Origin of the sequence: Campylobacter concisus, from assembly GCF_902460535.1 — a bacterium.
Classification (GTDB): domain Bacteria; phylum Campylobacterota; class Campylobacteria; order Campylobacterales; family Campylobacteraceae; genus Campylobacter_A; species Campylobacter_A concisus_AS.
Window position 1 is genome coordinate 94663 of record NZ_CABPTV010000008.1, and the last position, 13964, is coordinate 108626.

General features: G+C 39.7%; 14 protein-coding genes, 1 tRNA gene and 2 pseudogenes. 13 read left to right on the top strand and 4 right to left on the bottom strand.

What is annotated here, in order from left to right:
* The first annotated feature begins 149 nt into the window (after window positions 1–149).
* From FZ945_RS07740 to FZ945_RS07755, 5 genes and pseudogenes are all read left to right on the top strand, one after another.
* Entirely contained in the window at window positions 150–509 is a 360-nt protein-coding gene (locus FZ945_RS07740) for a hypothetical protein (RefSeq protein ID WP_148803701.1), read from the top strand.
* A gap of 18 nt (window positions 510–527) precedes the next feature.
* Window positions 528–986 (top strand): annotated as a pseudogene (locus FZ945_RS10655) (cache domain-containing protein); the annotation flags it as partial.
* 516 nt (window positions 987–1502) lie between these two features.
* Window positions 1503–2126 (top strand): annotated as a pseudogene (locus FZ945_RS10660) (methyl-accepting chemotaxis protein); the annotation flags it as partial.
* A gap of 74 nt (window positions 2127–2200) precedes the next feature.
* On the top strand, window positions 2201–3523 hold the full coding sequence (locus FZ945_RS07750; RefSeq protein ID WP_148803705.1) for an NFACT RNA binding domain-containing protein: 1323 nt from the start codon (window positions 2201–2203) through the stop codon (window positions 3521–3523).
* Window positions 3524–3525: 2 nt separating this feature from the next.
* Window positions 3526–3867 (top strand): hypothetical protein, encoded by a 342-nt coding sequence (locus FZ945_RS07755; RefSeq protein WP_148803707.1) that lies wholly within the window; start codon window positions 3526–3528, stop codon window positions 3865–3867.
* Window positions 3868–3986: 119 nt separating this feature from the next.
* Here FZ945_RS07755 and FZ945_RS07760 read toward each other — a convergent pair.
* Window positions 3987–4084 (bottom strand) — tRNA-Sec (locus FZ945_RS07760).
* Window positions 4085–4159: 75 nt separating this feature from the next.
* Here FZ945_RS07760 and FZ945_RS07765 point away from each other — a divergent pair.
* Entirely contained in the window at window positions 4160–4735 is a 576-nt protein-coding gene (locus tag FZ945_RS07765; RefSeq protein ID WP_148803710.1) for a BON domain-containing protein, read from the top strand.
* Between the two features lie 2 nt (window positions 4736–4737).
* Here the strand turns inward: FZ945_RS07765 and FZ945_RS07770 are convergent, their stop codons facing one another.
* From FZ945_RS07770 to FZ945_RS07780, 3 genes are read right to left on the bottom strand one after another with little or no spacing between them, the layout of a single operon-like run.
* Window positions 4738–7188: an efflux RND transporter permease subunit gene (locus tag FZ945_RS07770; protein WP_148803712.1), complete on the bottom strand. Its 2451-nt coding sequence runs from the start codon at window positions 7186–7188 to the stop codon at window positions 4738–4740.
* The gene (locus FZ945_RS07775; protein WP_148803714.1) at window positions 7188–7790 is read right to left on the bottom strand and encodes a Tgt2/MlaC family protein; all 603 of its coding nucleotides are present in this window, start codon (window positions 7788–7790) and stop codon (window positions 7188–7190) included. The genes FZ945_RS07770 and FZ945_RS07775 overlap by 1 nt, the downstream gene beginning before the upstream one ends.
* 2 nt (window positions 7791–7792) lie before the next feature.
* On the bottom strand, window positions 7793–8509 hold the full coding sequence (locus FZ945_RS07780; RefSeq protein ID WP_148803716.1) for an MlaA family lipoprotein: 717 nt from the start codon (window positions 8507–8509) through the stop codon (window positions 7793–7795).
* Window positions 8510–8663: 154 nt separating this feature from the next.
* On the opposite strand from FZ945_RS07780, the gene FZ945_RS07785 reads away from it, so the two are divergent.
* The 7 genes from FZ945_RS07785 to FZ945_RS07815 all read left to right on the top strand — a co-directional run.
* Window positions 8664–9446 carry a TOBE domain-containing protein gene (locus FZ945_RS07785; protein WP_107714340.1) on the top strand — a complete coding sequence of 261 codons (783 nt, stop codon included), beginning with the start codon at window positions 8664–8666 and terminating at the stop codon, window positions 9444–9446.
* 1 nt (window position 9447) lies between these two features.
* Window positions 9448–10203: a molybdate ABC transporter substrate-binding protein gene (gene modA / locus FZ945_RS07790; protein ID WP_148803718.1), complete on the top strand. Its 756-nt coding sequence runs from the start codon at window positions 9448–9450 to the stop codon at window positions 10201–10203.
* Window positions 10200–10589 carry a TOBE domain-containing protein gene (locus FZ945_RS07795; RefSeq protein WP_148803720.1) on the top strand — a complete coding sequence of 130 codons (390 nt, stop codon included), beginning with the start codon at window positions 10200–10202 and terminating at the stop codon, window positions 10587–10589. Before modA ends, FZ945_RS07795 begins: the two co-directional genes overlap by 4 nt.
* Before the next feature lie 2 nt (window positions 10590–10591).
* Entirely contained in the window at window positions 10592–11449 is an 858-nt protein-coding gene (locus FZ945_RS07800) for a sulfate/molybdate ABC transporter ATP-binding protein (RefSeq protein ID WP_148803723.1), read from the top strand.
* The gene (gene modB, locus FZ945_RS07805; protein WP_148803725.1) at window positions 11449–12123 is read left to right on the top strand and encodes a molybdate ABC transporter permease subunit; all 675 of its coding nucleotides are present in this window, start codon (window positions 11449–11451) and stop codon (window positions 12121–12123) included. Before FZ945_RS07800 ends, modB begins: the two co-directional genes overlap by 1 nt.
* A gap of 35 nt (window positions 12124–12158) precedes the next feature.
* Window positions 12159–12656, top strand: coding sequence for a redoxin family protein (locus FZ945_RS07810; RefSeq protein ID WP_103565976.1), 498 nt, complete (start codon window positions 12159–12161; stop codon window positions 12654–12656).
* 9 nt (window positions 12657–12665) lie between these two features.
* Window positions 12666–13964 (top strand): methyltransferase domain-containing protein (locus tag FZ945_RS07815; RefSeq protein WP_148803821.1); only part of this gene is annotated, 1299 nt, incomplete at its 3' end.

Below are 13964 nucleotides of genomic sequence, written 5' to 3' on the forward strand. Positions count from 1 at the left end.
TTCGATAACTAAATTAATAAAATTTAGTAAAATTTATCATAACAAGCGTTATTTAGCTACTTTTTGCTATTTTTTCTTAAAAATAAAAATTAAGAGATATTGTTTAACTTTTATTATAAAATACGCCGAAAATTTTAAAAGGATTTAAGATGAAGAGACTATTTTCTAGCTTGTCTAACAAGATAGCCTTTTTGCTGACAGCTTGGATGCTAATAGGCATAGGCATATTTTTTAGCATAAACTACTCAAATTCCAAATCGGAAAAAATTCAGTCCTACAACAATGTGCGCAAAACTGGGCTAAAATCGACGATGTACTTTGTCGATGAGTTTTTAAAGTCAAGACTTCACATGGTGCAAACCTTTGCAAAAGAGCTTGAAGATAAAAAGCTCTACGCTAACAGGGACGATATAGCTGAGGCGCTAAAAGGTGCGTTTGTCATTTCGCCATTTGACGCGCTATTTGTAGGCTATGCAGATAACGGCAACGTCATCAAGACTGATCTTTAAAAAAACAACCAGCCATTTTTGATACCAAATTTTGACGGTCGCACAAGAGCTTGGTTTCAGGGTGCTAGCAGCAGCGGCAAGTCCGGATTTTCAGAGCCATACGTAGATGTCACGACAAAGAATTTAACCATCACAGCCTACGCTCCTATCTTTGATAGCAACCATAAGCTTGTAGCGGTAATTGGTGCAAATATCTTCTTAAACAGCTTTAGCCAGGAGCTTTTAGAGATAAAAACGACTAAGACTTCAAGTATCATGATCGCCGATGACAACGGCAAAGCGATAGTTCATCCTGATGTAAATTTGATCACAAAAGAAGATGAAAACTACAAAAGCCTTATCAAAGAAAATATGAAAAAGAGCATAGAGGGCGACAAGGTTTCGCTATTTTTCCATAACGGCATGAGAAACGTCATCTACTGCCAAAACCAAAAGCTAACTGGCTGGAACGTCTGCATAGTGGCTGATGCTGATGAGTTTGTGGCTGAAATTCAAAGTGCTTCAAATAAGCAAATTTTGATGTTTAGTCTGTTTTTGATCTCAGTCATCATCGCTATTATGGTGGTCGTTAGATACTTCTTAAGGCCGGTTTTAACGATACAAAATGGGCTAATCGAAGTCTTTAAATTTATAAACAACAAAACTTCAAACGTTGAGCCTATCAAGCTAAAAACAAGCGACGAGCTAGGCGTTATGGCCAGCATAATCAACGAAAATATAGAAAGCACAAAAGAAAATTTAAATAACGAGCGCGAGTTTTTAGCCAAAACGCAAGAATTTGTAAGCAAGATAAAAGGTGGCGACTTTAGAGCGACGCTTGAAGCGACGACAAATAGCCAAGCTCTGCTAAAGCTAAAAGAGGCATTTAGCGATCTACGTGACTCGCTAAAGACAAATATCGCTTCAAATGAGCACGATATCTTAAAAGCGCTAGAAATTTACTTTAAAAATGACTTTACTGCTAGGATAAACGACGAGGGCGTCATCGCAAAAGGTATCGACGCGCTTGGTGATAAGATCGCGCAGATGCTAAAAAATAATGAAGATGTCGCAAAACTGCTAGAAGACCGCGCAAAGGCGCTAAAAGGCTATATGCAGGAGCTAACGACTAAAGCAAACAAGAGTGCCACCTCGCTCTCTGAGGGTGCGGCTGCGGTTGAGCAAATGAGCGCCTCTATGAGGCAGGTAAATGCAAGATCTGATGATGTCAAAAGGCAGTCTGAAGAGATAAAAAATATCATCACCATCATCCACGACATCGCCGATCAGACAAATTTACTAGCCCTTAACGCTGCCATAGAAGCAGCACGTGCGGGAGAGCATGGCAGGGGCTTTGCGGTTGTGGCTGATGAGGTTAGAAATTTAGCCGAGCGCACTCAAAAAAGCCTTGGCGAGATCGAGGCAAATGCAAATATTCTAACGCAAAACATCGACGACATGAGTGCGGCGATAAATGAGCAAACCATAGCGATCGCTCAGATAAACACGCTAGTTGCCGACATCGATAATCTAACAAAAGAAAATCTTGAAGTGGCAAATCAAACAAACAAGGCCACAAACGAGGTCGATGAGATAGCTGATCAGATCGTAAAAGAGGTCACTAAAAACAAATTTTAGTGATTTTGGTCCTAGCAAACCAGCTAGGGCCTTTTGTTAAAACATTTTTGCAACATTTCTGATATAATCCCCGCATGAAGTACGCACATTTAGTTCAAATAGCAGATTATCTGTCAAAATTTAAAAAGATAAGCCAAGCAAAGCGCGTAAGCGACATGGCTATACTTATCGAATTTAGCGGCGAAAAGATCATCTTTGATCTAAGTAAGTCAAACTCAGCGATTTATAAAGATGATGAGCTAAAAGAGGCGAAAATTTATCAAGCACCATTTGACAACGTCCTAAAAAAACGCTTTAACGCCTCGCACATAAAAAGCGTCGAGTGCCTAAAAGACAATAGAATTTTAAAATTTACCTGCATACAAAGTGGCTCATATAAAAGCGAAAATTTCATCCTCTATCTTGAATTTACTGGCCGCTTTACAAACGCCGTGATAACTGACGAAAATAACGTTATCATCGAGGCGCTAAGACATATCGATAATAGCTACCGCAAGATAGAAACTGGCGAAGTTTTAGTTGAGCTGCCAGCCATCGCCATAAAAGAAAAGCCGTGCGAGCCTATAACGGACTTTGAGGCATTTTTTAAAAGTGAAGCCACTAGGATAAATGAAGCAAGGATAGCTAGCCTAAAAGAGGCAAAGCTTGCAAGCGTGCAAAAAAAGATAGATAGTATGAGAGAAACTTTAAACTCGCTTGAAGATAAAGATGAGCTTATGAAAAAGAGCGAGGAGTTTGCAAACTACGGCACGCTCTTGCTTGCAAATTTAGCAAATTTTAAGGGCTATGAGAGAGAAATTTGCCTGAAAGATTTTAACGGCAATGAGATAAAACTAACTCTTAGCGATACACCCAAAAATAGCGCAAATGAATTTTATGCAAGGTCAAAGAAACTTCGGGCAAAAGCCCTTGGTGTGGAGATAGAAAAGAGAAATTTAAGTGAAAAGATCGAGTTTTATGAAGGGCTAAAGTCGCTTTTAAAAGAGGCAAATAGTGCCTATGAGCTTGAAATTTTAAGCCCAAAAAACAAGGCAAAACAAAGAGAGCGCCAGATAAAAGATGTGAGCGAAAATGCTGAAATTTTTTACGTTAGAGAGTTTAAAATTTTAGTTGGCAGAAATGAAAAAGGCAATATAAATTTGCTCGATCTCGCCAAAAAAGACGACATCTGGCTTCATCTAAAAGACGCCCCAAGCGCTCACGTCATCATAAAAACAAACAAAAGCAAAGTGCCAGAAGACGTGCTAGAAATGGCTGCTAAATTTTGCGTGGAATTTAGCGTAAAAGGGGCTGGCAGATATGAGGTGGATTACACCAAACGCGAAAATTTAAGGCGTGAAAATGGCGCGAACGTCACTTACACAAACTACAAAACGATCATCATAAATAAAGGCTAAAAATGGCAGTAACACCTTTAGGAAACAGCAACTTCATCAACCAAAACGCCCCAGTCGTCTCGCAGGTGCATGCAAACCAGCAAGCACGCTTTGACATGCAAGCGCTAATGGCATCTGAGCTTGCCACGCAGCAAAACGAGGAGATCAAAGAGGTGCGTCCGATGGAGGAGTCATATAAAATAGACCCTGAAAAAGAGCACGAGCGTCAAAAGAGCGAAGAAGAGGCGAGCGAGTTTGAAAATGAAGAGCAAAACGCAAAGGCTAAAGATGAAGAGGCCTTAAAGGACGAGCTTGATAGCGAAGAAGAGAGCGAAGAGCCACACGTTTTGGATATAAAAATTTAAACTTTAAATTTAAAGACCATGGTTTAAATTTGCGACCATTATTTTTAAAATTTACTAGCTAACTGCGCCTTAAAATCAAAAAAATCATTTAAAAAGTAGAAATTTAAAAGAAGTAAAAGTGGCGAGAGGATGAGAGAATCGAACTCCCCACCAGACGGTCAACCGCCCAGTCATCGGGTTTGAAGCCCGTGAGCATCACCAGATTACTTTATCCTCCGTGCGTGTTATTTTAGCAGATTTAGATAAATTTTAGCCCATTTTCTATAAACTTTTTGAAATTACAAAAGGATTTATGATTTCTAAATTTAGCGTTTTTGCATTTTTGGTCTTATTTTTTTGCTCTTGCTCCTCAGTCCTCACCCCAGCAACAGCACCACTAAATGTATATGACGCATACTCCATTTCTCGCGATAAACGCGGCATCTACTCGATCTCACGTGATAAATTTATCCAAAGCAAGCTACAAAGCAAAATTTTATTTTCAAAAGGGCTTAGCAACATCTACATCGAGATAGAGGTCTTTTATGGCGATGCCTATCTCATAGGGCTTGTTGATAGCAAAGAGCTTGAAGGTAAGCTAGTTGAGCTTGCCAAAAGCACAGACGGAGTGCGCAAAATTTACACCTATCTTAGGGTAAAAAAGAGCGAGTATCCGTGCGATAGCCTGAGCATTCTTGCAAATTTAAAGCAAAATCTCTTTAAAGATAGTGTCGTTGAGGGCACAAATGTGCGTGTTAGCATCGTTGGCTGTGACGTTGTTTTTAGCGGCGTGGTAGATAGCATCGAGCAAGAAAAGCACGCCATTTGGTACGCTAAGCACATTGATGGCGTGGCTGATGTCTATTCATTTATCAAAGTTATCAAATAAATTTATACCTCGCGCTTTTTCACAAAACTAGCTATCAAACTTGGCAAGATGATGAGCGCACCAAGCAGCATAAAGACCATAACAAGATCGGTTAGCAAGCCAAAATAAATAGTTGGTATAAAGTTGCTCGTTATCATCACGCTAAAGCCAAGGAAAATGGTAAATGAGGTGTAATACATCGCGTATCCTATGCTCGCGTGCGCAGCCTTAATGCTCTCAAAAACGTCCTTTGTAAGCAGCTCCTCTTTGAAGCGGTGGATGTAGTGGATGATATCATCAACGCCGATACCTATACTAATGGCCGCTATCGTAATGCTCATCACATCAAGCGGTATGCCAAAAAATCCCATCACGCCAAAGAGCGTGCAAAGCGGGATCAAATTTGAGACTATCGCGATGGTTGCTAGCTTGATACTTCTAAAAACAAAGCAAAATATGACAAAAAGTATCGCAACCGTTAGTCCAAATGTATCAACCTGCGAGCTAAGTAAATTTTGAAGCATATTGTTATAAAGCACCATCATACCGGCAACTTCTATGCTCACGTTGTCATTTTTAGTAAGTTTGGCAAGCCCAGCTTTAAGCTCTTTTAAAAACTCATTTCGCCTAAGCTCAGAGTCACTATCGATGATCCTTAAACTAAATCTAAGCTCGTCGTTTTCGACGTTCACGTAAGGACTTAGCAAGATGTTTTTATACTCAAGTGGTAGCTTCTCATACATCGCTGCTAGCAAAAAATCATCACTAACGCCGTTATTTAACTCTTTTATCGCCTTTATGAGCGTTGCAAGCGAGCTTACGTTGCCTACAAATTTTTGCTGCGCCAAATGGTCGTGGATCTTCTCAGCGATCCTTGTGTGGTAGCTGTTAAACCAGTATTTCGCGCTCTTTGCGTCGTTTTCAAACTCACTTTCAAAGTCGTCTTTTTCTTCGCCACTCTCTTGCTTTGGCTCGCTCTCTTTAAATTTCACTATCACATCAACTGGGATCGTGCCACCAAGCTTTGTGTCGATAATCTGCATGCCCTGGCGGATCTGTGTGCTCTCTTTAAAGTAGCCAATGAAGCTATTTTCAACCTTTATCTTGCTTATGCCATAGACGCCAAAACAGACGACTAGCACGCAAACTGCGTAGATGATCTTTCTTGAGTTTAGGGCTAAATTTGCGCAGTATTTTGTAAATTTAAAGCTGTTTTCAAATGTCCTAACAGGGGCAAGCTTCTTTAAATTTACATTTACCGCGCCAAATAGCAAAAAGGCAAGTACGAGTGAAACGCTAATGCCCGCACTCATCATAATGCCAAGCATGATAACTGGCTTTATATCGGCACTCATTAATGAGCTAAAGCCAATAACCGTTGTAAATATCGCCCAAAAAGATGGAGAAAATTTGTCACGAAGTGTCAGATAGATGAGCTGATTTTGGCTGTATTTTGGATGCCTTGCGTAAAATTCTCGGTAGCTAACGACTAGGTGGATGACTGTTGAGATGGTGATGATGAGCTGAAGTGCGATATAGTTTGAGCTAATGACCGTCACTTCCCAGCCAAACATACCAAAAATTCCAGTCGTAAAAATGGCACTCACTGCGCAGATAAACATCGGCAAGATGATCCATCTTAGCTGTCTAAAAAATAGCCACAAACTAAAACTAAGAAGCGCTAAAACGCTTAGGCCATAAACCAAAAGATCGCTCTTTATAAAGCCTATCATATCATCAGCGATCATATTTGCACCGCCCAAAAATAGCTCGTCATTTGCGTTAAATTTAGCGATAGCTGCCTTTATGGCTTCAAGGTTTTTGTGATCACTCTTTCTAAGCTCATCTCGGTAAGCTTTAAACTCAGCCACGAGCGCTTGAAATTTAAGCTTCTCCGCCTGCGTGATAGTGCCGTTTGACTCTTTTTGGCTAAGTAAATTTCGCTCATTTAAAAGCTCGTTAAATTTATCATCTTGCTTTAAATTTAGCGCGATCGCCGTAGTTTTTAGATCTTTGCTTATCAAATTTCCACTATAAATGGGACTTTTTGCAAACTCAAGCTTTGCTTTTGAAATATTTATATCTTTATCGCTTAGCGTTGGCGTATGCTCTAAGATGCCTGTCACGCCGCCTTTTACGCTATTTAGAAGCGGCACGTTTAGTATAGAAGTGATACTGCTAACCATATCGTTTTTGGCTAGCTCGTCGCTTAAATTTTTAATAAGCTCTAAATTTTTAGGTGAAAAGAGATCATCTTTTGGGGTAAAAGCGACCACCAAAAGCCCTGGCGAGTCGTAGCGGCTGGCGATCTGCCTATACGCCTTTAGGTCAGGGTCATGCTCAAGTAGCAAGGTCTCGGCTGAGGCGTCGATGCTAAGCTTTGTGCTAAGGTAGCCAAAAACTACGCTTAGAACTAGCACAAGCGAGATAACAAGCTTGTTTTTGGCAATGATAAATTTAAAAATTTGTCGCATTAAGGATTAGTTTTGTTTTGATCAGGCAAAACCGCTTCGTTTAGTTTTTGTAAAAGCGTATTAAAATCGCCATTGTTTAGCACGTCGCCAAACTGACTTCTATAAGTTTGAATGATGCTAACACCAACGATATCAAGGTCGTAAATGAGCCAGCCACGCTCTTTTGCATCGTAAAATTTATAGACAAATTCATAGTTTTTGCCGTCATTTAGAAGCTCAGATGTGAGCCAGTATCTATTTTTTTGAGGCTCACTCTCTCCAGTGATGTGGATCTGTTGGTCTTTGTAGCCTAAGAGTTTGTCGATATATGAGCTTTTTAGCTTTTGCTCAAAAGCAGCGTCAAATTTAGCTTGCTCGTCAGCACTTAGGCTGTTGTAGCGTTTGCCAAGGCTGATCTTTGCCATCTGTTTGTAGTCAAAAAATGGATCAAGCAGAGCAAAAATCTCCTTTGTCTTTGCATTGTTGTCTAAATTTGTATTTTTTAAAATTTCAATCACCTTTGTTGTCTTTGCCTCTATCTCAGGCTTTATCTGCTCTTTTGAGAGGGCAAAAAGGCTAGTTGCTAAAAGTAAAATCACCGCAAAAGCTTTAAAAATTTTCATACTTACTCCTTGATAAGTTTATCGCGTCTTTGCTCGTAAGCATCGCGTAAAAATGGATATAGATCGATCGCGTCTTTTCTTAGTTTTTCATAAGCAGTTGGATCTTGTGAAAAGCTGTTAAACGCCCTATATGACTTGATGCCAGCCGATAAAAGCATAGGATCAATGTAGCTGATAGGATCGGCAAAATAGTCTCCAACCAAGCCGCCAGTATCTCTTAAATTTGATGGTCCGATAAGTGGCCAAACGATGTGAAAGCCGCTTCCAAGCCCCCAGTATCCAAGGGTCTGTCCAAAGTCCTCGTTGTGAGCCTTTAGATCATAGTATTTTGCCCCGTCTGTTAGCCCACCAAAGCCAATTATCGTATTTGCTAAAAAGCGCAAAGTCTCTTCGCCAGCGTTTTGAAATTTAAACTGAAGCAAGTTATTTACAAAGCGCACTGGAAAAAGGAGGTTGTCAAAGAAATTTGCAACCATCGTTCTAGCTGTGGCTGGCACGACATAAGCATAGCCTTTTGCTACTGGAGTTAGCATGTTTATGTAGATAAAGTCATTTACATTTGTCATCACTCGGTTGTAGCCACTAAGCGGATCAAATACATCTTTCTTTGCTTCAAACTCAACATCAAAATCATCTTTTTCATTGCCATTAGTCGCGTTTATGTCGGCGCTGGCACAGGCTAAAAGCAGGCTACAAAAGATAGCTAGCAAAAATTTCATCACAAAACCTTAAAATTTATTTATAAAATACAGCTTGATTTTATCTTCTTGAAACTTTACAAGAAATTAAAGAAAATTTGTAATTTTAAGTTTTTGTATTAATATAATTAGATATACTTTGCAAATTATTATTATATATTTAGAGGTTAAAAATTTGAAAGCAGATATAAATTTAGAGCTATTTCTAGGCGAAGATACGCAGGTTTTAGCAAAGCATATAGCGCTACTTAAGGCGATAAAAGAGACAAAAAGTATCACAAAAGCAGCTGAGGTTGTCGGCATATCTTATAAAAACGCTTGGGACTGCCTAGATACCATAAATAACAAAAGTAGTAAACCGCTAATCGTAAGGGCTGATGGCAACAAGAAAAATAGTGGCTCAGAGCTTAGCCCATATGCCAAAAAACTGATAAAAATTTATGACGCCATCCTTGAGACACAAAAGGACTTTTTGCAAAAAATTTGCCAAAAGGTTGATTTCGAAGATGTTGATATCATAAATTTACAAAGGATGAGCATGAATTTAAGCGCTAGAAACCAGCTCTCATGCGAGATCGTTAGTATAAATAGAGGCGCTGTAAATTCTGAAATAGTTGCAAAACTAAGCAATGGCAACACGCTTGAAGCCACCATAACAGTTGAAAGCGAGAAAAATTTAGGCCTAAAAGTGGGTCAAAAGGTAGTTTTTATCTTTAAAGCGCCCTCTGTCATTCTCGCAAAAGATCTTGATCTAAAAATAAGCACTAAAAATCAGCTAAAGGGCGAGGTCATCGAGGCAAAAATAGGCGCTGTAAATGCTGAGATCACGCTAAAGCTAAGCGACGAGCAGACGCTCACTGCCATCATCACAAAAGATAGCGCGATGGATATGCAAATAGGCGCTGGCGACACGCTAATAGCGATAGTAAAATCATCTCAAATCATTATAGGAGTATAAAATGAAAAAGGTTTTTAAATTTTTATGTGTGGCAGCATTGCTTGCCATAAACGCACTTGGCGCAGAGGTAAATGTCTATGCCGCAGCAAACACGACCTATGCGTTTCCTGAGCTTATAAAAGAGTTCAACAAGCTTCATCCAGACGCTAAGATCAATCTAACTCTTGGCGCAAGCGGCGGCCTTGTCACGCAGATACAAAACTCGGCCCCAGCTGATATCTTTATGGCTGCTGATATGGGCTTTGCGCAAAAGGCCTACGACACAGGCTTTGCAGTGGCTGCTCCAAAAGTTTACGCACAAGGCGCTTTGGCGATCTTTTCTATAAGAGATGTGGATTTTAAAAAGGGCATAGAAGTGGTTCGCGGCCTAAAAGCGATCTCGGTAGCAAATCCAGAAACAGCACCTTACGGCAAGGCTAGCATCGAGGCTCTTAAAAATGCAAAAATTTATGATGAAGTAGAGAAAAACATCGTCTATGCTCAAAAAATTTCTGAGACACTTTCTCAGGCACTAAGCGCTTCAGATGTTGGATTTATTGCTGCTAGCGCGCTTTTTAGCGAGAAAATGGCAAAATACAAAGAGGGCACTAACTACATCTTCGTGCCTCAAGAGCTCTACACTCCGATCGATCAAGGCATCGTGCTTTTAAAACGTGCTGAAAATAACGCTGATGCGAAGGCATTTTACGACTTTGTCCTAGGCGAAAAGGCAAGAGAAATTTTCAAGAAATTTGGCTACAACGTCCCTGCTAAATGATAAGAGCAAAGATCGTTCAAATTTTTAGCAAAGATGGCGTCAGTTTTTTTGAGCTTGAGTGCTTAAATTTAGGAGCAAATTTATATATGCTGGCCTTAAATGAGGCTAGCAAATTTGCTCTAAATGATGAGGTGAGCTTAAATTTCAAAAGCTCAGATGTCGTTTTATCAAAGGTCAAGCTTCAAGCTAGCTCTCTTGAAAATGAACTAAAATGCGAGGTCACTGACATAACTCGCGGTGAAATTTTAAGCATAGTTGGCCTAAAGTGTGGGCAGCTTTGCTTTGAGGCTATCATCTCAGATCACGCTCTAAAAGAGCTAAATTTAGTGATAGGCGAGCAGCTCTTTGCCTACGTTAAATCAACAAGTATCCACATAAGCGCTTAAAAATGATAGAAATTTCTTGCAAAAAAGAGCTAAATGGTGGTGGTGGTAAATTTATGCTTGAGGCTGAGCTTGCCTTTGAAAGTGGCGAGTTTGTCGCACTTTATGGAGCAAGTGGCGGAGGCAAAACTACGATTTTAAGGCTCATTGCTGGCTTTGAAGCCCCGCAAAGTGGCATGATAAAGGTAGGAGATAAGATCTTTTTTAATAAAAAGACAAATTTAGCCCCGCAAAAGCGAAATATCGGCTTTTTGTTTCAAGACTACGCCCTTTTTGAAAATATGAACGTCTTTAAAAATTTACTCTTTGCAAAAAACGATGAAAATTTAGCAAATAAGCTGCTTGAAATTTGCGAGCTAAAAAGCCTAAAAAACGCCAAGATAGGCGAGCTCTCAGGCGGTCAAAAGCAGCGTGTGGCACTTGCACGTGCGGTGATGAGAAAGCCTGAAATTTTACTGCTTGATGAGCCACTAAGTGCTCTAGATAACGCTATGCGCGAGAAGCTGCAAGACTATTTGCTAGCGCTTCACGATGAGTTTAAGATGAGCGTTGTTTTGGTAAGCCACGACATAGCTGAAATTTACAAGCTTTGCAGCAAGGTTTTTGTCCTTGAAAATGGCAAAATTTCAAGGTCTGGCAGTGCGAGTGAGATATTTTTAAAAAGTGCAGGATCGCAGAAATTTGCATTTAACGCTAAGGTTTTGGAGATCAAAAAGCGCGACGCCATTTTTGTAGCAAGCGTGCTAATAAACCGCCAAATTTGCGAGGTCGTGCTAAGTAGCGCAGAGGCTCTGGGGCTAAGAGCTGGCGACACCGCCATAGTTAGTACAAAAGCCTTTGGCGTAAATTTGGTAAAAGCATGATGAGCGAGCTACTATCTATCGACTACGAGCCATTTTGGCTCTCACTAAAACTCTCTTTTATCACGACATTTATCCTATTTTTCTTCTGCGTAGCGCTAGCTTATTTTATGTCGCAAAAGAAATTTTTTGGCAAGGCATTTTTAGAGTCCATCATCTCGTTGCCTTTGGTGCTGCCGCCAAGCGTTCTTGGCTTTTATCTGCTCATTTTTCTCTCGCCATACTCGGCATTTGGTAAATTTATCGAAGAGCTCTTTGGCGTGAGGCTAGTTTTTAACTTCACTGGCCTTGTTGTGGCAAGCTGTATCTACTCGCTGCCATTTATGTTTGGGCCCATTTATGCTGGGCTAAATAGCCTAAAAAAGAGCCTTTTTGAGGCGAGCTACAGCCTTGGAAAAAGCAAGCTTACGACCATTTTTAGAGTGATCTTGCCAAGTATCAAATCAAACTTACTAACCGCGATCGTTGTTAGTTTTGCTCATACGATGGGCGAATTTGGTGTGGTTTTGATGATAGGTGGCAGCGTGGCTGGAGAAAGCAAGGTCGCTAGTATCGCGATATTTGAGGCGGTTGAGATGCTTGACTATACCAAGGCTCACATCTATGCCCTTTTGATGCTCGTCATCAGCTTTTTTGTTCTTTTTGTCGTTTACCTCTTAAATTCAAAAAAAGCTTAAGGATATATAATAGAAAAAAATTTAAAGGATGAAAGATGATAAAAGTGCCTACAAGCATCTATCTAAGGACTTTAGACGGTAAAGAATTTGACTTTTCTGCCTTTGCAAGGAGCCATGACTGCGTGGTTTTTATCTACCCAAAGATAGGCGAGGATTTTGAGCTTTTAAGCGAACAGCTACAAAATACTGCGGGCATGAAAGGCTGCACCAAGCAAGCGATAAACTACAAAAAACTTCTTAAAGAATTTAACGATCTTGGCTTTATGGTAGTAGCTATTGGCTCCCAAGATATCGCGGCTCAAAAGAAATTTGAAGAAGAGACTGCAACTGGCGTGATGTTTTTAAATGATAGCGAGTTTATGCTAGAGCGCGCTCTTGAGCTTCCGGTATTTGCAGCTTCAAATGGGCATAAATTTTACTTTCGTCAAACGCTTATCATAAAAGGTGGCAATATAAGGCGCGCATATATCGTTGATGAGCCTGAAAACGACGCTAAAAATATGCTTGAAAAATTGCAAAATAAAGAGTACTAGGAGGGTAAAATGAGCCAAAATAGCAAGATCGAAAAGTCTTATGACGAACTAACTTACAAATCAGCAGCATTTGCGCAAAGCTCGCCTTATAAACTAGAAGCTTGCGCCACACTTCTTGGCATCAATCCACCGCCTTGCAAAAACGCAAAAGTTTTGGAGATAGGGTGCAGTTTTGGTGGAAATTTGATCCCATTTGCTGTAAATAATAAAAATGCAAGAGTGGTCGGCATCGATCTTAGCGGTGAGCAGATAAGGCGCGGGCAAGAGATCGTTAAGGAGATAGGACTAGATAATCTAGAGCTGATACATGGCGATATCTGCGAGTTTAAAAGCGATGAGAAATTTGACTACATCATAGCTCACGGCGTCTTTAGTTGGGTGCCTGACTTTGTAAAAGATGCGATACTAAGAGCTGTAAGAGAAAATTTAAGCCAAAACGGCGTGGCGTTTATCTCTTACAATGTCTATCCAGGCTGGAAAGTAAAGGATATTATAAGAGATATCATGCTACTTGCTGCAAAAGATAAGGATAGTACAGAAGAGAGGCTAAAGGCCGCAAGAGAGGCGCTTTTGGTTTATAAGGAGGTCTTGCTAAAAAAAGATAATGAAGAATTTGAAAAAGTTATGCCAGTTAAGTCGCTTATTAATTGGATAGATGATATTCTTAGTAAAGATGACTTCTACGTAGCACATGAGTTTTTGGAAGATATAAATGATCCATTTTATTTTAAAGACTTTTGCGAAAAAATAGATAAATTTGACTTAGCTTATCTTTGTGACATCGATATGAAAGATGTCTTTGTGCCTGATTTTGGAAATGCTCTTGTGGATGACTTTAAAAATGTGCATTTTGCAGATCGTGTACAAAGTGAGCAGTTTTTGGATATTTTAAATATGAGGCTTTTTAGGCAGAGCCTAATCGTTCATAAAAATACTTTTGATGTTGTTAAGGCAAAGCAGATAGGTCCAAGCGATATAAATAAACTTCACATTGTGGCGGATTTTATAAAAAGAGATGATGGATGGTATGATAGATTTCATATCATGCCACAAGATATATCTTGGCTTTGTGAAGTCTTTAACAAGATGTTTCCAGCCAGCATAAATCTCTCTCAAATTTTAGAAATTTTACCAGAAGATAAGCTTACAGTTTATGCTTCGTTTATAAGAATATTAACAAATTCAGGCAATGTGATGATGTTAAAAGATAATCTAAAAGATATAGAGTATAGGCCAGGGTATTCAAGGCTAAACCCAAATTTGATAAATTATGTTAAGTATTTTTTAAAACATAAAGATAAGACGGAC

Coding starts and splice junctions, on each gene's coding strand:
- FZ945_RS07740 (WP_148803701.1), top strand. CDS start 150: ATGAAGAGACTATTTTCTAGCTTGTCTAACAAGATAGCCTTTTTGCTG.
- FZ945_RS07750 (WP_148803705.1), top strand. CDS start 2,201: ATGAAGTACGCACATTTAGTTCAAATAGCAGATTATCTGTCAAAATTT.
- FZ945_RS07755 (WP_148803707.1), top strand. CDS start 3,526: ATGGCAGTAACACCTTTAGGAAACAGCAACTTCATCAACCAAAACGCC.
- FZ945_RS07765 (WP_148803710.1), top strand. CDS start 4,160: ATGATTTCTAAATTTAGCGTTTTTGCATTTTTGGTCTTATTTTTTTGC.
- FZ945_RS07770 (WP_148803712.1), bottom strand. CDS start 7,188: ATGCGACAAATTTTTAAATTTATCATTGCCAAAAACAAGCTTGTTATC.
- FZ945_RS07775 (WP_148803714.1), bottom strand. CDS start 7,790: ATGAAAATTTTTAAAGCTTTTGCGGTGATTTTACTTTTAGCAACTAGC.
- FZ945_RS07780 (WP_148803716.1), bottom strand. CDS start 8,509: ATGAAATTTTTGCTAGCTATCTTTTGTAGCCTGCTTTTAGCCTGTGCC.
- modA (WP_148803718.1), top strand. CDS start 9,448: ATGAAAAAGGTTTTTAAATTTTTATGTGTGGCAGCATTGCTTGCCATA.
- FZ945_RS07795 (WP_148803720.1), top strand. CDS start 10,200: ATGATAAGAGCAAAGATCGTTCAAATTTTTAGCAAAGATGGCGTCAGT.
- FZ945_RS07800 (WP_148803723.1), top strand. CDS start 10,592: ATGATAGAAATTTCTTGCAAAAAAGAGCTAAATGGTGGTGGTGGTAAA.
- modB (WP_148803725.1), top strand. CDS start 11,449: ATGAGCGAGCTACTATCTATCGACTACGAGCCATTTTGGCTCTCACTA.
- FZ945_RS07810 (WP_103565976.1), top strand. CDS start 12,159: ATGATAAAAGTGCCTACAAGCATCTATCTAAGGACTTTAGACGGTAAA.